The 19,061-nt window shown below is 65.6% G+C and carries 17 protein-coding genes; 13 read left to right on the forward strand and 4 right to left on the reverse strand.

Annotated features, from left to right (window positions below):
- Positions 1–221 precede the first annotated feature (221 nt).
- Genes E8E68_RS00965 through E8E68_RS01020 form a run of 12 tightly spaced genes read left to right on the forward strand, consistent with a single transcriptional unit; the run spans position 222 to position 10,751 of the window.
- Entirely contained in the window at positions 222–1,862 is a 1,641-nt protein-coding gene (locus E8E68_RS00965) for a lipoprotein UxpA (RefSeq protein WP_280339201.1), read from the forward strand.
- A complete protein-coding gene (locus E8E68_RS00970; protein ID WP_280339202.1) occupies positions 1,859–2,284 on the forward strand; it encodes a pilus assembly protein PilZ in 426 nt (141 codons plus the stop codon). Before E8E68_RS00965 ends, E8E68_RS00970 begins: the two co-directional genes overlap by 4 nt.
- A 3-nt stretch (positions 2,285–2,287) precedes the next feature.
- Positions 2,288–4,048, forward strand: a complete 1,761-nt coding sequence (gspD, locus tag E8E68_RS00975) for a type II secretion system secretin GspD (RefSeq protein WP_266028373.1) — start codon at positions 2,288–2,290, stop codon at positions 4,046–4,048.
- Positions 4,048–5,496 carry an ATPase, T2SS/T4P/T4SS family gene (locus tag E8E68_RS00980; RefSeq protein WP_280339204.1) on the forward strand — a complete coding sequence of 483 codons (1,449 nt, stop codon included), beginning with the start codon at positions 4,048–4,050 and terminating at the stop codon, positions 5,494–5,496. Before gspD ends, E8E68_RS00980 begins: the two co-directional genes overlap by 1 nt.
- Positions 5,497–5,499: 3 nt before the next feature.
- On the forward strand, positions 5,500–6,702 hold the full coding sequence (gene gspF, locus E8E68_RS00985) for a type II secretion system inner membrane protein GspF (protein WP_280339206.1): 1,203 nt from the start codon (positions 5,500–5,502) through the stop codon (positions 6,700–6,702).
- A 17-nt stretch (positions 6,703–6,719) separates the two neighbouring features.
- The gene (gene gspG / locus E8E68_RS00990; RefSeq protein WP_110745703.1) at positions 6,720–7,154 is read left to right on the forward strand and encodes a type II secretion system major pseudopilin GspG; all 435 of its coding nucleotides are present in this window, start codon (positions 6,720–6,722) and stop codon (positions 7,152–7,154) included.
- A 2-nt stretch (positions 7,155–7,156) separates the two neighbouring features.
- Positions 7,157–7,588 carry a type II secretion system minor pseudopilin GspH gene (gene gspH, locus E8E68_RS00995; RefSeq protein ID WP_280339209.1) on the forward strand — a complete coding sequence of 144 codons (432 nt, stop codon included), beginning with the start codon at positions 7,157–7,159 and terminating at the stop codon, positions 7,586–7,588.
- Positions 7,585–7,953 (forward strand): type II secretion system protein GspI, encoded by a 369-nt coding sequence (locus E8E68_RS01000; RefSeq protein WP_280339211.1) that lies wholly within the window; start codon positions 7,585–7,587, stop codon positions 7,951–7,953. Before gspH ends, E8E68_RS01000 begins: the two co-directional genes overlap by 4 nt.
- Positions 7,950–8,639: a prepilin-type N-terminal cleavage/methylation domain-containing protein gene (locus E8E68_RS01005; protein WP_280339212.1), complete on the forward strand. Its 690-nt coding sequence runs from the start codon at positions 7,950–7,952 to the stop codon at positions 8,637–8,639. The genes E8E68_RS01000 and E8E68_RS01005 overlap by 4 nt, the downstream gene beginning before the upstream one ends.
- A complete protein-coding gene (locus tag E8E68_RS01010) occupies positions 8,636–9,712 on the forward strand; it encodes a type II secretion system protein GspL (RefSeq protein ID WP_280339214.1) in 1,077 nt (358 codons plus the stop codon). Before E8E68_RS01005 ends, E8E68_RS01010 begins: the two co-directional genes overlap by 4 nt.
- A complete protein-coding gene (gspM, locus tag E8E68_RS01015; protein ID WP_266028366.1) occupies positions 9,709–10,095 on the forward strand; it encodes a type II secretion system protein GspM in 387 nt (128 codons plus the stop codon). The genes E8E68_RS01010 and gspM overlap by 4 nt, the downstream gene beginning before the upstream one ends.
- A complete protein-coding gene (locus E8E68_RS01020; protein ID WP_266028365.1) occupies positions 10,092–10,751 on the forward strand; it encodes a general secretion pathway protein GspN in 660 nt (219 codons plus the stop codon). The genes gspM and E8E68_RS01020 overlap by 4 nt, the downstream gene beginning before the upstream one ends.
- Before the next feature lie 34 nt (positions 10,752–10,785).
- Here E8E68_RS01020 and E8E68_RS01025 read toward each other — a convergent pair whose 3' ends face one another.
- The 4 genes from E8E68_RS01025 to E8E68_RS01040 all read right to left on the reverse strand — a co-directional run bounded on the left by E8E68_RS01025 (position 10,786) and on the right by E8E68_RS01040 (position 18,309).
- Positions 10,786–15,312 (reverse strand): hemagglutinin repeat-containing protein, encoded by a 4,527-nt coding sequence (locus tag E8E68_RS01025; RefSeq protein ID WP_266028364.1) that lies wholly within the window; start codon positions 15,310–15,312, stop codon positions 10,786–10,788.
- Between the two features lie 27 nt (positions 15,313–15,339).
- A complete protein-coding gene (locus E8E68_RS01030) occupies positions 15,340–17,022 on the reverse strand; it encodes a ShlB/FhaC/HecB family hemolysin secretion/activation protein (RefSeq protein ID WP_266028362.1) in 1,683 nt (560 codons plus the stop codon).
- Positions 17,023–17,180: 158 nt separating this feature from the next.
- Positions 17,181–17,735, reverse strand: a complete 555-nt coding sequence (locus tag E8E68_RS01035; protein ID WP_110745696.1) for a L,D-transpeptidase family protein — start codon at positions 17,733–17,735, stop codon at positions 17,181–17,183.
- Positions 17,736–17,757: 22 nt separating this feature from the next.
- Positions 17,758–18,309 carry an NUDIX hydrolase gene (locus E8E68_RS01040; RefSeq protein ID WP_110745695.1) on the reverse strand — a complete coding sequence of 184 codons (552 nt, stop codon included), beginning with the start codon at positions 18,307–18,309 and terminating at the stop codon, positions 17,758–17,760.
- A 123-nt stretch (positions 18,310–18,432) separates the two neighbouring features.
- Here E8E68_RS01040 and E8E68_RS01045 point away from each other — a divergent pair, with 123 nt between their 5' ends.
- Positions 18,433–19,032 carry a CoA pyrophosphatase gene (locus E8E68_RS01045; RefSeq protein WP_110745694.1) on the forward strand — a complete coding sequence of 200 codons (600 nt, stop codon included), beginning with the start codon at positions 18,433–18,435 and terminating at the stop codon, positions 19,030–19,032.
- Positions 19,033–19,061 lie beyond the last annotated feature (29 nt).

The following is a 19,061-nucleotide window of genomic DNA, read 5'->3' on the forward strand; positions in this document are numbered from 1 at the left end:
GGTGTCCTTGTATTGGCTGAGTTGGAGGAAACCGCGACTTTAAGGCGCAAGTGTGATGATTAATTGGCAGAAATGTTAACGAGCTTTTAAAACTGCCGGTTCTTAGATTTGTGGTCGACAGATCAATTTGGAATTTCTGTCGGATTTCTGCCATCAAACTGTAATGCCAACGCCGCAACATCCGGGGCCCTGAATGAACGCAGATAAGGATGGCGGGTGCGATGGCGAGCAGTGTGCACAGGCGCGAAGTGATTGGCTGGATGGGCGTTGGGGCTTTGGCACCGCTGCTCGGCGCCTGCTCCGCATTCCCTGGCCAGCAAGGCGGCAATGCCAGCCTCGACCTGCTGTACGTGGCCGATACGCTGGATGCCCGCCAGCCTGGCTTGGCGGTAGTGCCGGCTACACGCCTGGGGCCGGTCAGCCACCTGGGCCGCGCACCCTGGATGACCGGTAGCAGTGCCAGTACCGCCTACCCCCAGTTGGCGCCACTGCTCGATGCCAGTCAGGCAGCGTCTGCCCAGCTGGGCGGTTACGCGGTGTTGGCTGCATTATTGGAACAACTGCGCAGCGAGGCCGGCGCCGGTAACAGCCTGACGCTGGAAAACGGCCAGGGCTGGAACGGCAGTGGCCTGGCCTACCTGACCCAGGGCGAAAGCGGTGTTCAGGGCAGCCAACTGCTGGGCATCGAAGCGCGGGTCAGCAGCGACGAGCGTGTGCTGTGGCCACAACGCAGCCCGGGGCTCTACCGTCAGGCCAGCGCCATTACCCTTGGTGCCGGTCTGGCGGACCAGCAGCGCCAGGCCTTGGGCCTTGAAGCCATGCGCATCTACGAGCGCGGTGGTGCGCGAATTGCGGTCGTCGGCGTGACCGATCCCTACGCGCAAGATCAGAAAGCCTCCCTCAAGCAGTGGTACCAGTCGCTGCAGCCGGTGTTCGAACAGGCCCGCCGCGAAGCCGACCTTGTGGTCGCCATGGCCGATGTCGGCACGGGGCCCGGCCTGTGGCTGGCGGAACGGGTGTCGCAAATCGATGTGCTGTTGTGCGCCCGTGGCCAGGACCTGTGGCCGGCCCCGGTCGAGGTCACCCAGGCCAGCGGCCGCAGCGTACCGGTACTGTTTGCCGGTTGCCGGGGCAGTGGTGCATTCCGCCTGCGCTGCCAGCGCGTGGCCGGGCTGTGGCGGTTCGACGGGCGTTTCTTCCCAGCCTTCGAGCAGCAACTGGCGCCTGCTGCACAGCTGCGGGTCGCGCCACTGCAGGCGCAACTGCGCCAGCAACGTGCCGGCCACGCCGCCTGGCTTGACCAGCCGCTGGCCCGCGCGCCCCAGGCTCTATGGCGCCGCGATACGCGGGGCGGCAGCTGGGACCGCCTGCTGCATCAAGCCTTGGCCGATGACAGCGGCATGCCCGTGCTGTTGCCGGGCCTACGCTATGACTACCCGCTGCCGGCGGGGGCGTCCATTACCCGCGAGCACCTGATCAGCCTGACGGGGGGGTACCCGGCGCCGGTGGTCGAAGCCCCGGCCCGACAGGTCGAACAAGTGCTGGAGAACGCTGCCGAGCAACTGTTCGGCGACCCTCTGTTGCTGGACAACAGCCAGGACCTGCCGCGCTGGCAGGGCCAGGTCTGGCGCGTCAGCTATAGCCCGCAGGGCAAGCGGATCACCGGCCTGGAGCCGGTGCAGGGCCTGTGCCGCACCTTTGGCCTGCAATTCGAAACCCAGGCGGGTGAGCCGCTGTGGCAGCGGGTGGAAGCCTGGCTTGGCCGGCAAGGGGCCGACTGGCAACTGCCGCCGCTGCAACTGCCCGAAGTGCGCTACGTGCAGGGGCACCCCGGCTGGCACCCTCGGCAGTTGGCGTCATGACACTCGCCTCGCGCCTGTCCACTGGCGCTTGTCTGACCCTGATCGGCTGGCTGGCTGCCCAATGCCTGCTGCAGGCGAGCCGCCAGCCACAACCGGCCACGGCGCCAGCGATTGCCGAAAGCCCTCTGCCCGGGCTGATGGTCGGCCACTGGCAAGCACCCATCGACGATGGCGCCATCGCCATCACGCGCCTGCCGCTGCAATACCTCGGCGGCCTCAAGGCCCAGCCGCTGGCCTCCAGCGTGGTGGTGCTGCGCTATGGCGAACAGGTGCGCACCCTGGCCCGTGGCCAGCGCCTGGCGCCCGGGATCGTGCTGCAGGACATCGACAGCGATGGCCTGATTTTCAACAACCAGGGGCGGCGTGAGCGCCTGCCCTGGCCGCCACGCCCCGTCGTGACCGGTTTCAAGCGCCAAGGATGAACGATGCCTGTTAGATATTGCGTGGCGGCCGCGCTGAGCCTGGCCTTGTCCATGGCCTGCGCCGAAGAGCCGGTGTTCGATGACAACGGTACGCCGATGTACGAGGTGAATTTCGTCGACACCGAACTGGGTGAGTTCATCGACAGTGTGTCGCGCATCACCGGTACCAGCTTCATCGTCGACCCGCGGGTCAAGGGCAAGGTCACCGTGCGCACCGTCGACCTGCACGACGCCGACGCCATCTACGATATCTTCCTGGCCCAGCTACGCGCCCAGGGCTATGCCGCTGTAGACCTGCCCAATGGCAGTGTGAAGATCGTCCCCGACCAGGCTGCGCGCCTGGAGCCGGTGCCGGTGGAAACTACCGGCCAGCGGGGCGAGGGCAGCGACAGCGTGGCCACCCGGGTATTCAATGTGCGCAATGCTGCCAGCGAGCAGGTCCTGAGCATACTCAAGCCGCTGGTCGACCCGCGCGTGGGCGTGATCACGCCCTATCCGGCAGCGCACCAGCTGGTCGTCACCGACTGGCGAAGCAATCTTGAGCGTATCGCCAGCCTGCTACGCCAGCTGGAGCGCCCCAGCGAGGCCGCCGGCAGCAGTACCCAGGTCATCTACTTGCGTCACGCCAATGCTGGCGAAGTGGTGAAAGTGCTGCGCGGCCTCAGTCAGGAGGGTGCGGTGCCCAGCGAAGGCGCGGCGAATGCGGGTGCCGAAGGCCAGGGCAAAGAGCAGGCGCTGCCGGTTGCCAGTGATTCCGGTATCCGCCTGGAGTATGAAGAGGGCACCAACGCGGTAGTCATGGTCGGGCCCGACAGCGAGCTGGCGGCCTACCGCGCCATCGTTGAGCAGTTGGACATCCGTCGTGCCCAGGTGGTGGTGGAGGCGATCATTGCCGAGGTGTCGGACAGCAGCGCCCAGGAGCTGGGCGTGCAGTGGCTGTTCGCCGACGAGAAGTTCGGTGCCGGCATCGTCAACTTTGGCAGCAATGGGGTGAACATCGCCAACATTGCCGGGGCGGCTGCCAGCGGTGATAGCGAGGCGCTAGGCGACCTGCTGTCTAGCACCGCAGGCGCTACTGCAGGGATCGGCCATTTCGGCGGTGGTTTCAACTTCGCCATGCTGGTGAACGCCCTGAAGGGCAAAAGCGGCTTCAACCTGCTGTCCACGCCCACCTTGCTGACCCTGGACAATGCCGAGGCATCGATCCTGGTTGGCCAGGAAGTGCCCTTCGTCACCGGTTCCGTGACGCAGAACAACGCCAACCCGTACCAGACCATCGAACGCAAGGAAGTCGGGGTGAAGTTGCGCATCAAGCCGCAGATCAACGTCGATAACAGCGTGCGTCTGGATATCGTCCAGGAAGTGTCGTCGATTGCCGAATCCAGCGCTGCCAGCGACGTGATTACCAACAAGCGCGAGATCAAGACCAAAGTCATGGTCGAGGATAACGGCCTGGTCATCCTCGGTGGCCTGATCAGCGATGAGCTCAGCACCAGCAACCAGCGCGTGCCGTTGCTCGGCGATATCCCGTACCTGGGCCGGCTGTTCCGCTCCGACGCCAGCAAGAACACCAAGCAGAACCTGATGGTGTTCATCCGCCCGCGCATCCTGCGTGATGGGCCAAGCCTGGCTGGGCTCAGCGAAGACAAGTACCGTACCTTGCAGCAGACCACGCCGCTGCAACTGCCGGACCTGGCCGACGGCAAGCGGTTGCTGCAGGTGTTTCCTTCGAGCCGGGCGCGCCTGGAAGGCGGTAACTGGTGATGCTGGCTTATCGTTTGGCCCGCCAGAGCGGGGTGGCCATGGCCCCGGCTGCGCAGGGCTGGCAGCTGTGGCTGCGCCCCGACGCCGACAGTGCTCAGTTGCAGGAGCTGCTGCGTGTGCATGGCCAGCCGAGTGTCCTGGAATACCTGGAACCTGGGGTGTTCGACGAGCGCCTCGGCCAGCTGTACCAGGCCGGTGATGCCGCCACCGAAGCGCTGATCGAAGGCATCGGCGACCAGGTCGACCTGGATAGCCTGATGAGCGAGATGCCGCGCATCGAAGACCTGCTTGAAAGCGACGACGAAGCCCCGGTGATCCGCCTGATAAACGGCCTGTTCGGCCAGGCCCTGCGCCTGCGCGCCTCGGACATTCATATCGAAACCTTCGAGCAGAGCCTGGTGGTGCGCCTGCGGGTCGATGGCCACCTGCGCGAAGTGTTGCGCCCGCCGCGGGCGCTGTCAGCCATGCTGGTTTCGCGGATCAAGGTCATGGCGCGCCTGGATATCGCTGAAAAACGCCAACCGCAGGATGGCCGCATCACCTTGCGTGCGGCAGGCCGTGAAGTGGACGTGCGGGTCTCGACCCTGCCCGGCATTCATGGCGAGCGGGTGGTGATGCGCGTGCTCGACAAACAGGCCAGCCTGCTGACGTTGGCCAACCTGGGTATGCCGGCAGCGGTGTTGCAGGGCCTGCGCGGTTGCCTGGCACGCCCCAACGGCATCGTGCTGTCCACCGGCCCGACCGGTTCGGGCAAGACAACGACCTTGTACGCCAGCCTCAACAGCCTCAACGATGGCAGCCGCAACATCCTCACTGTCGAGGACCCAGTGGAGTACGCCATCGCTGGCATTGGCCAGACCGCCATCAACCCCCGCGCCGGGCTGACCTTCGCCAGCGGCCTGCGCGCCATCCTGCGGCAGGACCCGGACGTGATCATGCTCGGTGAAATCCGCGACCAGGAAACTGCACAGATTGCCGTGCAGGCCAGCCTCACCGGCCACCTGGTGCTGTCTACCTTGCACACCAACAGCGCCGTGGGCGCGGTGACCCGCCTGCGCGACATGGGCATCGAACCGTTCCTGATCGCCTCGTGCCTGCGCGGCGTGCTGGCCCAGCGCCTGGTACGACGCTTGTGCAGGTGTGCCGTGGCGCAGCCGTTGCAACCTGCCGAGCGGCAGCTGTGGCCCGAACTGGCGGCGCTGGGTAGCAGCTTCCATGCCGTCGGCTGCGAGCATTGCCAGGGCAGCGGTTACGTCGGGCGCCTGGGCCTTTACGAGTTCATCGAACTGGACGCCGGTTTGATCGGCCTGTTGTACGACGGCGCCAGCGAGTTGGTTATGCAAGACCACCTGGCCGGGCGCAGACAGAGCCTGGTGGCGATGGCCAGCGATTGCCTGGCGCGTGGCGAGACCAGCCTGGCCGAAGTGCTGCGCGTGGTGCAGGGCTAAGCCATGCCGACCTATCGCTACCAGGCTGTCGACCTCGCCGGCAAGCGCCACCAGGCCAGCCTGCAGGCCGACAGCGAACGCCATGCCCGCCAGCTGTTGCGCGAGCAGGGCCTGTTCGCCCGCCAGCTGCAGCGCCACGAAGCCGGCAGCCGCCAGCCCCGTCGCCAGCGCCTGAGCCGTGCCCAGCTGTGCGAACTGACCCGCCAACTGGCCACCCTGACCGGGGCCGGCATCCCCTTGGTGGATGCCCTCGCCACCCTTGAGCGACAGCTGCGTCAGCCTGCCTTGCACAGTGTGCTGGTGGCCCTGCGCGGCTCACTGGGCGAAGGCCTCGGCCTGGCTCGCAGCCTGGCCCGCCAGGGCGCACCGTTCAGTGGCCTGTACTGCGCGCTGGTCGAAGCCGGCGAGCGTTCCGGGCGCCTCGCCCAGGTGTTGACCCGCCTGGCCGATCACCTGGAGCAGGTGCAACGCCAACAACACAAGGCCCGCACCGCGCTGATCTACCCCACTGTGCTGATGGGCGTATCGCTGGCAGTGGTGATTGGCCTGATGACGTTCGTCGTGCCCAAACTCACCGAGCAATTCGCCCACGCCGGGCAAAGCCTGCCGCTGATCACCTCGTTGCTGATCGGCCTGAGCCAGGGGCTGGTGCACGCCGGGCCTTGGTTGCTGGGGTTGGTGTTGTTGCTCGGCGTACTGGGCGGCTGGCTGCTGCGCAAGCCGCACTGGTGCCTGCGCCGCGACCAGTGGCTGCTGCGCCTGCCGCGCATTGGCAGCCTGCTGCAGGTGCTTGAAAGCGCGCGCCTGGCGCGCAGCCTGGCGATTCTGAGCGGCAGCGGCGTGGCGCTGCTCGAAGCCTTGCAGGTGGCCACTGAAACCGTGGGTAACCGGCGTATCCGTCAGGCCATGGAGCAGGTGCGTCAGCAGGTGCAGGGCGGTACCAGCCTGCACCGTGCACTGGATGCCAGCCAGCAATTCCCGCCGCTGCTGGTGAACATGGTCGGCAGTGGCGAGGCCAGCGGCACCCTGGCCGACATGCTCGAGCGCGTGGCCGACGACCAGGAGCGTGGCTTTGCCCGCCAGGTGGATACCGCCATGGCGCTTTTCGAACCCCTGATGATCCTGGTGATGGGCGCCGTGGTGCTGTTCATCGTGCTGGCGGTGCTGTTGCCCATCATGCAACTCAACCAGGGCCTGCAACTGTGAAGACAAGGAGTATTGCCATGCAGCATCGACGCAACCGCCAGCGCGGTTTCACCCTCATGGAAATCATGGTGGTGATCTTCATCATCGGCCTGCTGATCGCCGTGGTCGCGCCCAGCGTGCTGGGCAACCAGGACAAGGCCATGAAGCAGAAGGTGATGGCCGACCTGGCCACGTTGGAGCAGGCGCTGGACATGTACCGCCTGGACAACCTGCGCTTCCCCAGCAGCGAACAGGGCCTGGCCGCGCTGGTGAAAAAACCTGCGCAGGAGCCGCTGCCACGGGCCTGGCGCAGCGACGGCTACGTGCGCCGCCTGCCGCAAGACCCGTGGGGTACCCCGTACCAGTACCGCATGCCCGGTGAGCATGGCCGGGTCGATGTGTACTCGCTGGGTGCCGATGGCCTGCCGGGTGGTGAAGGCCAGGATGCCGACCTGGGTAACTGGGAGCTGTAACGGTGCAGCGTCAGCGCGGTTTCAGCCTGATCGAACTGCTGGTGGTACTGGCCATTGCCGGGCTGATGACCGGGCTGGCGGTGGCCGGCCTCGGCAACGGCCAGGCCAGTGTCGAGCAGGCCCTGCAACGGCTGGCGGCTGAGGTCCGCGGGCAGGCCGTGCTGGCCCGGCATGCCGGGCAATTGCGCGGGCTGCGCTGGAATGGCCAACGCCCGGAGTTCGTCCGCCGCGAGGGCAATGCCTGGGTGGTCGAAGCGGTCCCGCTCGGCGATTGGCCCAAAGGCCTGCACCCGGACTGGCCGGCCAGCCCTCAACCGCGCGTGCTGTTCACGCCGCATGGCTGGGCGCAGGCGGGTAGCGTGCGCTGGCACTGGGCCGATGGCAGCCAGCAATGGGCCTGGAACCGCGCCGATGGCATGCGGGTGGTGCCATGAAGCAAGCACAGCGTGGCTTCACTCTGCTGGAGGTGACCGTAGCCTTGGCCATCGCTGCCGTGCTGGCGGTGATCACCAGCCAGGTGCTGCGCCAGCGCCTGGCCGTGCAGGGCAATGTGCAACAGCATCGCCTTGGCCTGCTGTGCGCGCGCGAACTGCAAACCCGCTTTGCCGTCGAGCAGTACTGGCCGGCTCAAAACCAAACAGCAGGTGAGCTCAGCCAGGGCGGCCAGTTGTGCCACTGGCAGCTGCAACTGCGCCGTACCGGCGTACGCGACTTGCGCCGTGGCGAACTGCTGTTGTTCGCCGACCGCGACCAGCGCTTGCCGCTGGGCCAGTACACCGTGTTTCTGGAGCGCCCATGATTCACAGAATTCATGAAGCCTTCAGCGTCCCTGTGGGCGCGGGCACGCCCGCTTCCGCAGAGGTTCATTTCCATCAGCAGCGCAGAGGCCAGCCCAGCAAACACCGCCAAACCGGCCTGACCCTGATCGAACTGATGGTCGCCCTGGCCCTGACCGCCATACTCGGCATCATGCTCGCCGCGCTGGTCAATGGCTGGCTCAAGGTCCGCGAGCGCCTGCAAGCCACCCCACAGCACACCTCGGTCCTGGACTTCTGCCTGGCCCTGGAGCGCCGCCTCGACAGCCCGGTACTGCGCCGCATCTACGACCAGCGCCTGCCGCTGACCAGCCACTGGCTGGACTGGCAACCCGCCAGCAACCAGTTGCTGTGGGTCGCCAGCACCGGCCTGCCAGACGCCGAAGGTGGCGCGCGCCTGCAACGCCAGCGTCTGCGTTTCGAGGCCCGCGAGCAGCGCCTGATGCTGGAAAGCTCGGCCGACCTGTACGCCGCCGCTGCCCCCCGTTGGGTACTGCGCGAACGGCTCGACCGGGTCAGCGCCATGAATGTCCTGTATTACCAGGGTGGCCGCTGGCTGGCCTGGCCTTCCGACCAACCAGCGCACCCGGGGCGTGGCGTGCGCCTGGAGCTGCAGCGTGATGGAGCACCCTATGTCTGCACTTTCGCCCTCCCGTGGGGGCGCTCATGAAGTTTGAATGGCGGCGACGTACGCCAGCACTTCCGTGGCTGTTGCTGCGCCCGGGCCCGGTCTGGCAGTGGGCGCTGGTCGACGGTGGCATTGTGCAAGACGAGGGCCAGGGCCAGCCGCCGGCCAACCTGCTGGCGCGTGGTGCATTGATCCTGCCTGCCGAAGCCTGCAGCCATTTCCGTGTGCAGGCCCCGCCCGGGCTCAAGCGCGAGGAGTGGCCGTTGTTGCTCGAAGACCGTTTGTTACAGCCCATCAACGAAGTGGCTTGCGCCTGCCTGGCGCGTGAACCTGGCCACCTTCGGCTATTGGTGGTGGGCCATGAGCAACTGGCAGCATGGCACGCGCAATGTGCCGCATGGGACGTGCAGGTCGAGCGTTGTTGGGCGGAGCTGCAGCTGCTGCCTGCGCCATCGGCGGGCAGTGCCTGGCATTGGCAGCGCCCGCCCGCCATGACCCTGTTCAAAGGCGTGCTCGAGGATGGGCAGGAGCACTGGCTGGCCTGGCCGGTGGCGCTGGGTAGCGTACTGCCGCAACCCTTGGCAGCGTTGACAAAGCTGCCGTTGAGCGGCGGCTGGCCAAGTACCTTGGCAGCACTCGACTCAATGCCAGGTCTGTTCGAGCGCGCCCGCAACAGGCGCACGTTGCCGGTGGTCTCCCGGCAGCATCAACGCCTGCTCGCAGTCTGCCTGGCGCTGGCTACGGTATGGGGCGGTGTGTGGTTGAGCCAGCAATGGCGCCAGGCGCATCTGTGGCGTAGCCAGGTCATTGCCGTGACCGGCGAGCAGGCCAGCCCACGGCATGCCGCACAGGTTCTCAAGCGCTTGCGCGAAAGCGAACTGCAACAGCAATTGCGCACGCGTCAACTGGAGGATCTGCAAACCCGCTTGCAGGCCTGGCTGCGTGACAACCCCGGCTGGCAGCTGCAAGCGGTGCGGTTTGATGGCCAACGTTGGCATTTGCGCCTTGAAGGCGAGGGCAGCACGCCGCCATGGCAGGACATGGCGACTGCGGCAGGCGCCACGGTGCAGGTTCAAGCGGGCCAAGTGATCTTCGACCTGGGGGCCGCTTCATGAACCGCGATGCATTACAGCGCCACCGCCTGACGCTCGCCTGGGCAATCATTGCCCTGTTGCTGGCCCTCCTGGCCCTGCGCGCAGGCCTCACCCAATGGCGCGAGCTCAGCCAATGGCGCGTGCTTGCCGAACAGGCCGCCAGCCTGCAAGGCGGTCCGGGGCTGAATCTGGAGCGCCTACGCCAGTCGGCCCAGGCGCGGCAGATCGAACTGGACGAAGTCGATGCGCAGGGCAAGGCTTGGCAACTGCGTGGACAGGTGGCCGATGAGCACGTGCTGCAAGGTTGGTTGCAGAGCCTGCGTGGAGAAGGGGCGAAGCCGTTGGAATGGGGGCTGGAGCAGGGTGGCAAGGGCTTGCGCTTCGATCTGGTGGTGCAGCCATGAGCCGCCGGGGGATGGCGTGGAGTGTGCTGGTATTCGTGCTGACGCTGCTGGTCGAGCTTCCGGCCGATTGGGTGGCACGTGCGTTCGGCCTGCCAGCGCGCGATGTCATTGGCAGCCTTTGGCAAGGCCAGGCGCAACAGTTGGGGCCCGTGGGGCCATTGCGTTGGACGCTGCAGCCTTGGCGCTTACAGGCAAATGGGCAGCTGGGCTTTCAGGGCCAGGCCTGGCAGTTGCAAGCCGAAGGCTGGCCATGGCGTTGGCGGCTGGAGGCCTCAGCCGTGGGCGCTCAGGCGACAGTACTGACGGACTACCGGCTGGCGGGGCAGTGGCAAGGGACACTGCGGGTACAGGGGGTAGGGCGTGAATGCCGCTCCAGTGAAGGCCGTGTCACGGTAACCGACCTGGCCCTGAGCAAGCCCTGGTCACTTGGCCTGGGGCAGGGCTGGTTGGAAATGGACTGCCACAACGGCTGGCGCCTGCGCGGGCAACTGGTGCAGCAGGGCCAGCATCAACTGGCCCTGGATGCCGACCTGCCACGGCACCGGGCACAGGTGGCGTTTGCGCTGCAGCCGGAGGCAGCGCTGACACCATTGCTGCGCGGGGTGCAGTGGCTTGGGCCGCAAGCGCTGACCGGGCAACGAGACCTTCGCTGGTAGGCAAGGGCGCTCCTGCTGGGACGCGGCGTCTGGATCAGTCCTTTCTCTTACTCACACTCGACGCCCACTGCTCGCTACGGCTATGCCCGCTGGTCCTCAAGAACCCCAGGTCCAGCGCATTTTCCCCGTCTGCCGCACCTTTGCCCTTGGCCATTTCGGCAATAGCGGTGCCCAGGTCTACCGGTGAATTGGACGCATCGAGCGACACGTCCCGACGATAGTCATTGCCGCTTAGGGTTTCCTGGGCCACCGAGTGGGCGTCGAGCGCCACGTTACCCTTGGCAGACTGCAAGCGCGCGGCCAGCAGATGGGCGCTACCACCGACTTGCAGGTCGATTCCGTCGCTGCCTTTCAAGGTGGCTTGCCGGCCTACGCTATCGCGCTGTACGTGCGATACGTCGAGGCTGAAGGTTGGCGACAACCCGGGGTCTGCCTTGCCCAGGGCGGAGCCCGCCTTTTGCTCGACCTTGTTCCCCAAGGGGCGGGCCACTGCGGTGGCCGCGTTGATGTAGCCCTGTGGGTTTTTCTCCTGGCTCAGCCGGGCATCGCCTTTCACGCTCAGGCTATCGACGCTGTCCTTGAGGCTGGCGATGCGCAGGTCGCCATCGATCGTACCGCCAATATGCCCGGCTTCGAGGGTGGCACCTTCAATGAGGGTATCGCCGCGGCTTTGCAGGTCGATGCTGTCGGCGCGCAGGTTGCTGGCGTTCCAGGTAAGGTTGTCGCGTTTGTCGAGCTCCACCTTGAGGCGGCCATGCAGGCCGCGAGTGTCGAGGGCTCCCTTGGCCATGTCGAAACCGGCCCCGGCGCTGATGTCGAGGTTGTCGCGACGTTCCTGGTTGGAGGAAGCCTTCACCAGCATCCCCCCGCTTGTCGCGTCCAGGGCTATCTGTTCGGCGGAGGCCTGCAGGCCTTCGAGGTGCAGGGCGATATCCTCCCGGGCGCTGCTGCTCAAGGTGAGCTTGCCAGTGCTGGCAAACTGGGCATCTAACGACTGGCGGGTATCTTCGTCCTGCTTGCCGTTGCTGAAGTGGCCGCCAATGGCACCGCCCTTGGTACTGCCGGCCTTGGCCGCCAGCTCCAGGCCGCCGCCCAGGCTCGCACCCGTGGCTTGCTGGGTGTTGCTGGCCGGCTTGACCAGCAGCCGGCCGCCGCTTTGCACCTGGATTTCGGCGACTTTCTCCTGGAGGCTGCCAATGCGGGTGCCTTCTAGTGACAGGTCGCCTCCGCTGGTCAATTGTACCTGGCCCTTGGCGTCGATCTGGGCCACCTGGGCGTTGCTCTGCCTGCTCTGCTTCTGGTCGTGGTCGAGATAGCCACGGCCGTCGACCCCAGTGCTGCCCGGGCGGTTGCCGACTTTAACCCAGGCATTGCCCTCAAGCTGCCCCGACTGCTGTCCGGCATGATCGGTTGCCTGTGGTAACGCCAGCGAACCGGCGCTGTGCATGACCACGCTACCGTCGCCGCCATTGATGCGCGCCCCTTCGTAACGCCCATCGCTGCCCAGTTGTACCTGGATGCCCTGTTGCCCGTACAGGCTACCGGGTACGGCGGTGCTGGCGTTGTCCTGTTTGTTCAGCGAGCCGCCTTTGCCGGCAGCGCGTACATTCAGGTCCTCGCCGGTGCTGGTATCCAGGCGCGCGTCGCCACCATAGGCCAGGCGTTGCAGGGTACTTTCCTGGGTATTCGCGGCGGCCTGCATCTGGTGTCGCTGCGCCGCGACCTGCAAGGTCCCGGCGCTGGCCCGCCAGGCCGTACCTTGGTCGGCAATGGTGTCTGCCTTGACCTCGACCGAGGCCCCGGACAACTCACTGACCTGGGCAAAACCACGGCGCTGGTTTTCCAGGCGCTTGAGATGCTCCACGGTCATGTCGGCACCCACGCTGGGCGGCGCCATGGCGTCTTCAGGTGAGGCTTGCTGGAAGCGTGGGGCTTCTTCGCCCAGTACCAGGCGTTCGATGGGGCGGGTCAGGTCACGGTACTCGACACTGGCGCCCAGGCTGCCAGCCCAGTCGTTACGCTGTTGTTCATGTTCCCGGGTATCCAGCACGGCGCGGTTGTCGATGCTTTTGGCGGTCAATTGCAGGGCGTTGCCGGCTTTTACGCGCGCCGCTTCGGTCACCAGGTGTTCGCTCTGCAGCTTGAGGTTGCCGCTAGCCTGCAATTCGCTGCGCTGCACGTTGCTGTCGCGTTCGTGTGCCAGCTCGCGGTTGTGGTGGCCTTCGAACAGGCTACCAAGCCGGTCGATGCCGCCCGTCACGGTCAGCCCGCCACCACTCTGGGTGGTACTGGTGCTGGCGTCGCGGTCGTTACGGGTAGCGCCCAGCGTCACCTGCTGCGCCTGCACGTCCAAATCGCCTGCGCTGGCCTTCACCGAGGAGCCGTTGACCTGTAACCGAGCCCCGCTGCTCAGGCCCACCGATGCGCCCTTGAGCTCACTGGCGACCTGGCTGGTGGTCCGTTGCTCGGCAGTGCTGGTGGCCACCTCATACGCCACGCCGGCCGCATACTGGCGTGACTCAGGCTTACCATCTTCGGCTTCCTGGGTTTGCCTGGCACTGGCGGTGAAGCCGCGCTGCTGTTCGCTGGTTTCGCGTGCTTCGACCACTTGCGTGCTGGCAATCTGCAGGTCGCCCTTGGCCTCGACCTGCAGATGCCCGCCAGCCGCGACCTTGGCACCCTGGATGCGCATTTCTTCGGCGCTGGCCAAACGCAGGTTGCTGGCCGAGCTGACGTCGCTGACCAGCACCTGCTGTTCGCGGTCCGTACTTTCGCGTTGCTTGCCGATCAGGCCGAATAACTTGCTGTCACTCGTGCGCTCGGTGGAGGTGCTGCTGCCGTGGTCTGCCTCGATGGCCAGCGACCCTTTCGTGCTGTAGAGCACCGCGTCCCGCTGGCCGTGCAAGGTACTGCCTTTGATGGCGACCTGATCGGCTGTGACGCTGAGCTTGCCAACGCTGGTGACACTGCTGCCGGAGACAGTTTGGCCATCGGTGTCGTTGCCCTTGCGGTCGCCGAAGAAGGTGCCGGATACCAGGTCGCCACGGTAGTTGCGCCGGGTGGCCTTCTCTTGCAAGGCGGTAGTGCCGATGTCTGCCTGCTTGGCATCGATGGTCAGGTCGCCGCGACTGTGCAGGGTGCTGCCTTGTACGTTGAGGGTGGCATTGGTCTTGACCACCATCTCCTGGGCGTCGAGTCGGCTGCCTTGTGCCGTCTCCTTGTACTGTTCGCTATCGCTGTCCCCGCGCCACAAGTTCTTGCGGTGGCGTATCTGCTCTTCGATGCGTTGGTTGTCTATGCCCGCGACAATGTCCAGGTTGGCGCCGCTGTCGAGTGTCAGCGTACCCTCGGTCTTGATCTCGGCCGCCTTGAGCTGCATGTCGGCACCTGCTTGCAGCCGAATATCACCGGTGCCCTGCAAATGCGTGCCGCGTTGTTGGCGCTCGGTGGTCGTGCGGTCGCGGCTGTAGGTTTCGTTGGTGATGAACAGGAACTTCTTGCTCCAGCTGTCCCGCTCCTGTGCGATGTGCTCGCGGGTATCGGCGTCCAGGGTCAGCTTCTTGCCGGCTTTGACGGTGATGCTTGGGGCCTTGCCATCGACGGTGTCGAGCGTCAGCTCATCGGCTGCTGTGAGGGTCAGTGCACCGCTTTCGCTGCGCAATTCGGCGGGGTTGTCGACCTTGCCGCTGACATGCAGGGCCCCGGCAGACTGGATGTCGATGCCTTCGGTGCCCAGCACCTGTGAAGCCCTGACGCGCACGCCGGCACCTTCGCCAGTGCTTACTACACGGATACGCCCGGCGCGCATTGCGCCGAACAGGCTCGCGTCGATGCTCGAAGGAGTGCCGGGCAAGGGTTCGACAATTTCGTCGCTGGAGCGGTCGATGCGGTTGCGGCCGACGGTGATGTCGAGTGCCTTGCCGGCCATGAGCAGGCCTTTGCTGTCCACACGCGGCGCGATCAGCTCAAGGGCTCCCTGGGTATTGTTCTGGCCGCGCTCCAGTACCTGCAGGGTGCCGCTGGCATTGAGCGTGTCGAGGTACTTGAGTTGCTGCGCTTCCAACTCTGGGGTGCCCACCACGAAGCCGGCGCGGGTGGTGTTGATGAAGCTGCCGCCGTTGAGGGTGATGCCGTTGGGGTTGGCCAGGATGTAGTCTGCCGGTCGGCCGAAGATTTCTTGCGGCCCTTCGATCAGCGAGGCGTTGCGGCTAATCACCTCGTTGAGGATGGTCGAGGCGGCCTGCCCCTGGAACTGCGGGTTGGCGGCCAGGGCACCGGCCAGTTCAGACTGCCCGGCCTGGGTGGCATTGTTCAGCACCACGCCGGGCCTGCCGACGTTGTAGTCGAGGAACTGGTTGTGCGACAGCCCGCTGGCGTTGGGTGGCACGATGTCGATCACGGGTACCCCATGGCCGTTGTTGATGATGGGCGTGCCGCCTGGGCCGCTGGTGGCTTCCAGGCCGCCTTGGGCGATTGCGGCGCTGGACCCCAGCAGGGCGAGGAAGATGGCCCAGCGCAAGGTATCCGGGCGGATGGACGGTGACTGCGAGAGTGTCTGCATGTTCTCGTTCTCTTTGTTGTGGGTGAATCAAATGCTCAGGGTCCACTCCATTACCCAGAAGCCGGGCTCCAGCTGCGGGCGGGGCAGGTCACTGGTGTACAGGGCGCGTTGGTAATCGAGGCGCAGGCGGCTACCGGGCAGGCTCAATTCGACCCCGGCAGCGGCCCCGGCCAAGCGCTGCGATGGCTTGCCTTGGGCAGTGCGGGTCCAGCCCAGGTCAAGGCCAACGTAGGGGCGTACCTGCAACAGTTGATTCCAGGTCGGAGGTAGCGGCTGGCTAAGGGTGTTGCGCCACACGGCGCTGCTGGCGCCGGAGTAGGTGCGCAGGCGAAAACCACGCACGGTCGAATCGTCACTGACCAGCAATTGCTCGACGGCCGGCAGCGGGTCGCTGCTGTACTGCAGGCCCAGTTCGCTCTGCCAGCGCCAAGGGGCAGGGGCCGGGCCCTGGCGTAGGTGCAGCAGGTTGGCGCGGTACTTGCGAAAGTCCGGGCGCAGGCGTTCTGCCCCCAGAGGCGAGCGGTCGGCGCCGAAAGCGTCGACGCCTTGGGCGACGCCGAAGTAGCCATTCCATAAGCCGCCGTCGAGCCACAGCAGGTTGATACCGGCTTCCACCGAGGCCAGGGTCGGGCTCTGCTGGACCACGACGGCACCCGCGCTGCGGTTGATCAGTTGCTTGCGGTCCAGCCGCACGCTGGCGCTGAGCATGCCTTGCTGGTTGCGCCAGAGTACCCGCTCGACGCTCAGGCCCTGGTAGCTGCTGGTGCCGTCGGCGGCCTTGTCGCTGTGGGGCAGGGGTGCCTGGTAGCGCAGCTGGCTGGCGCTGAGGGCGAAGGTCCAGGCACCGTAGGGGATGCTGTAGTACAGCGAGAGACCTTGGCTTTGGCCGGGGGCGTCGAACACGGTGCTGGTCAGCGACAGGCGCAAGTCATCGTTCAGCGCCAGTGGGCTGTCCAGGCCGAGGCCCAGGGTCAGGCGATGGCGACCGGTCAGTTCGCTGCCGCGGTTGTCGAGGCGGCTGTCGAGGTGCCAGCGTGACGCCACCTTACGCGGCTGCAGCACGACCCGGGTGCCGCCCTGCAGCTCGCCTGGCGCCAGGTCGGCGCCGAGGTCGTAGGCGCGCAGGCGGTTGAGCTGGTCGAGGCCTTGTTCCAGGTCTGGCAGGTACAGCGGTTGCCCGAGTAGGCCGGGAAATGCGCCGGACAGTGACAGAGGCAGGTCGGGGCCTGCCAGTTCGATGGATTCGACGAAGCCTTCGACCACGGTGATGTCCAGCGGCGCACCATCCTGTGGCGGTTGCCGCAGGTACGGCCGGCTCGTGGGGTAGCCCGCTTGCACGTAATACTGGGTAATGGCCTTGAGCAGCTGGTTGATGTCGGTGATGCCCACGCAGGCAGGGGATAGCTTGCGCAGGAGGGGCGCCAGCACCGGGGTCGCAAGCTGGTGGTTGCCTGCCACGCGCACGCCGTCGATGGCCCAGCAGCGGGCGTCGGGCGCAGTGGGGGCGGCGATGTCGTCGCTTTCGGTTGGGGAGGGTTCGCGCTGCCAGCGCTCCAGCCGTTGCTGCTGCTCCAGTTGCCGCAGGTCTTGCTGTTGATCGCGCAGTTGCTGGCTGGCCGGGTCGGCAGCCTGCGCCGGGAGAATGGGCTGTATCCCCGGCAGGCAGCAGGCCAACAGCCAACCGGCGATGTGGCGTATCGGGTACGGCATGAAGCACCCCGCAAATAGGTACGGATTACGTACTTGTCTGCGTGGATGCTAAAAAAACAGGCACTCCCCTGGATGCAGGATCCGGCTTAAGCGGCTGTCAGGCGGGTTCTCGCAATGGCGAGGGACGTTTCCTACAAAGTCTGTTGCAACGCTCTATATCAAGGCCGAATCTCGATCAGTGTCCCGTCCCGCACCAGGTCCCACACTTCCTGCATGTCGCGGTTGCGCATGGCAATGCACCCGTCCGTCCAGTCCAGGGTATGGAAGTACCACTCCGGGTATTCATCGTTGATCGGCGTGCCGTGGATCATGATCATGCTGCCGGCACTCACGCCTTCCCGGGTAGCCCGGGCCGCATCGCTGATGTTGGGGTAGTTGATGTGCATGGCCAGGTTGAAACGGTCGCTCTGTTTGCGCCAGTCGAGCCAGTACAACCCCTCTGGGGTCTTCTTGTCGCCCTCGCGCTCCTTGGCGCCCTTGGGCTGCTTGCCCAGCGAGATACGGTAGGTTTTCAGTGGCTCGCCACGGCTGATCAGCTGCAGGCGGCGCTCGGACTTGATCACCAGTACCTTGTCGATCAACGGCTGCATAGCCTGCTGTGAAGGCGACTGGGTTTGCGCTGCCGGCACGGGCTTGCGGACGATGGTCTCGGTGAAGGCCGCCTGGGACACCGAGGTAACGCAAAGGCAGAAAAGGGCTAGCAACCAGCGCATGTAACGGTATCCCTGAAGGCTTTTAGGTGTTGGGCGAAACGGTCATCGGCGGCAGGTATTCATGGCCTATGGGGTAGTGCTGCCCGATGCGGTCGCGATAGTAGCATTCTAGTGTGCGCGCGACCGTGCGGAAAGCCAGCTCGCCCCACGGTATCTCATGTTCCTCGAACAATCGCACTTCCAGGCTTTCGATACCCACGGCGAAGTCCAGGTCCGCCAGTTCGGCGCGGAAGAACACGTGCACCTGGTTGATGTGCGGCAGATCGAACAGCTGGTACAGGCTGGCTTGCCCGACACGGGCGCAGGCTTCCTCGACGGTTTCGCGACGGGCTGCCTGGTCGAGCGTTTCGCCGTTCTCCATGAACCCGGCGGGCAGTGTCCAGAAACCGCGGCGTGGCTCGATGGCGCGGCGGCACAGCAGCACCTGGCTACCCCAGGTAGGCAGCACACCGGCGACGATGTTGGGGTTCTGGTAGTGAATGGTCTGGCAAGACTCGCAAACATACCGCAGGCGGCTGTCGCCTTCGGGGATCCGCTGGGTGACCGGCTGGCCGCACGCGCTGCAGAATTTCATGTGGCGCTCCTTTTGTTCAGGGCTATCTTGGCGCGGCCGCAGGGTTGCCGCAAGCGCAGGGGCTTGGGTGCTTGGCGGCTTTGGTGCATCATGCAAGGCAGGCCTTGGATACGAGCGTGCGCAATGCTGGACGAGCTACTTCGCCGAATGAGCAATCACCAACCCGCGTCACTGGAAACCGACCGACGGTTCCCTGAAGCGGCGGTCCTCTTGCCCATTACCCGCAGCGAAGCGCCCGAACTGGTGTTGACCTTGCGTGCCAAAGGGCTGTCCACCCACGGTGGCGAAGTGGCTTTTCCCGGTGGTCGCCGTGACCCGGAAGACCCGGACCTGATATTCACTGCCCTGCGCGAGGCCGAGGAGGAAATCGGCCTGCCGCCTGGCCTGGTCGAGGTGATCGGCCCGCTCAGCCCACTCATTTCGCTGCATGGCCTGAAAGTGACGCCATTCGTCGGGGTTATCCCCGACTTCGTCGAATACCGCGCCAACGACGCCGAAATCGCGGCAGTATTCACCGTGCCGCTGGAATTCTTCCGCCAGGACCCGCGTGATCATACCCATCGTATCGATTACCAGGGGCGCAGTTGGTATGTGCCCAGTTATCGCTATGGCGAATACAAGATCTGGGGGTTGTCGGCGATCATGATCGTTGAGTTGGTCAACCTGCTGTTCGATGCTGGCATCAGCCTGCACCAACCCCCTGAGCGTTACATCGAGAAATGAGCGGGGCCAACCCCGCCTTCTGCGTCGCA

The organism is Pseudomonas sp. BN607, assembly GCF_029871175.1.
Taxonomy (GTDB): domain Bacteria; phylum Pseudomonadota; class Gammaproteobacteria; order Pseudomonadales; family Pseudomonadaceae; genus Aquipseudomonas.

Excerpts from the sequence above, each read along its gene's own strand:
- E8E68_RS00965 (WP_280339201.1), top strand. The coding sequence starts at position 222 with ATGGCGAGCAGTGTGCACAGGCGCGAAGTGATTGGCTGGATGGGCGTT.
- E8E68_RS00970 (WP_280339202.1), top strand. The coding sequence starts at position 1,859 with ATGACACTCGCCTCGCGCCTGTCCACTGGCGCTTGTCTGACCCTGATC.
- gspD (WP_266028373.1), top strand. The coding sequence starts at position 2,288 with ATGCCTGTTAGATATTGCGTGGCGGCCGCGCTGAGCCTGGCCTTGTCC.
- E8E68_RS00980 (WP_280339204.1), top strand. The coding sequence starts at position 4,048 with ATGCTGGCTTATCGTTTGGCCCGCCAGAGCGGGGTGGCCATGGCCCCG.
- gspF (WP_280339206.1), top strand. The coding sequence starts at position 5,500 with ATGCCGACCTATCGCTACCAGGCTGTCGACCTCGCCGGCAAGCGCCAC.
- gspG (WP_110745703.1), top strand. The coding sequence starts at position 6,720 with ATGCAGCATCGACGCAACCGCCAGCGCGGTTTCACCCTCATGGAAATC.
- E8E68_RS01000 (WP_280339211.1), top strand. The coding sequence starts at position 7,585 with ATGAAGCAAGCACAGCGTGGCTTCACTCTGCTGGAGGTGACCGTAGCC.
- E8E68_RS01005 (WP_280339212.1), top strand. The coding sequence starts at position 7,950 with ATGATTCACAGAATTCATGAAGCCTTCAGCGTCCCTGTGGGCGCGGGC.
- E8E68_RS01010 (WP_280339214.1), top strand. The coding sequence starts at position 8,636 with ATGAAGTTTGAATGGCGGCGACGTACGCCAGCACTTCCGTGGCTGTTG.
- gspM (WP_266028366.1), top strand. The coding sequence starts at position 9,709 with ATGAACCGCGATGCATTACAGCGCCACCGCCTGACGCTCGCCTGGGCA.
- E8E68_RS01020 (WP_266028365.1), top strand. The coding sequence starts at position 10,092 with ATGAGCCGCCGGGGGATGGCGTGGAGTGTGCTGGTATTCGTGCTGACG.
- E8E68_RS01025 (WP_266028364.1), bottom strand. The coding sequence starts at position 15,312 with ATGCAGACACTCTCGCAGTCACCGTCCATCCGCCCGGATACCTTGCGC.
- E8E68_RS01030 (WP_266028362.1), bottom strand. The coding sequence starts at position 17,022 with ATGCCGTACCCGATACGCCACATCGCCGGTTGGCTGTTGGCCTGCTGC.
- E8E68_RS01035 (WP_110745696.1), bottom strand. The coding sequence starts at position 17,735 with ATGCGCTGGTTGCTAGCCCTTTTCTGCCTTTGCGTTACCTCGGTGTCC.
- E8E68_RS01040 (WP_110745695.1), bottom strand. The coding sequence starts at position 18,309 with ATGAAATTCTGCAGCGCGTGCGGCCAGCCGGTCACCCAGCGGATCCCC.
- E8E68_RS01045 (WP_110745694.1), top strand. The coding sequence starts at position 18,433 with ATGCTGGACGAGCTACTTCGCCGAATGAGCAATCACCAACCCGCGTCA.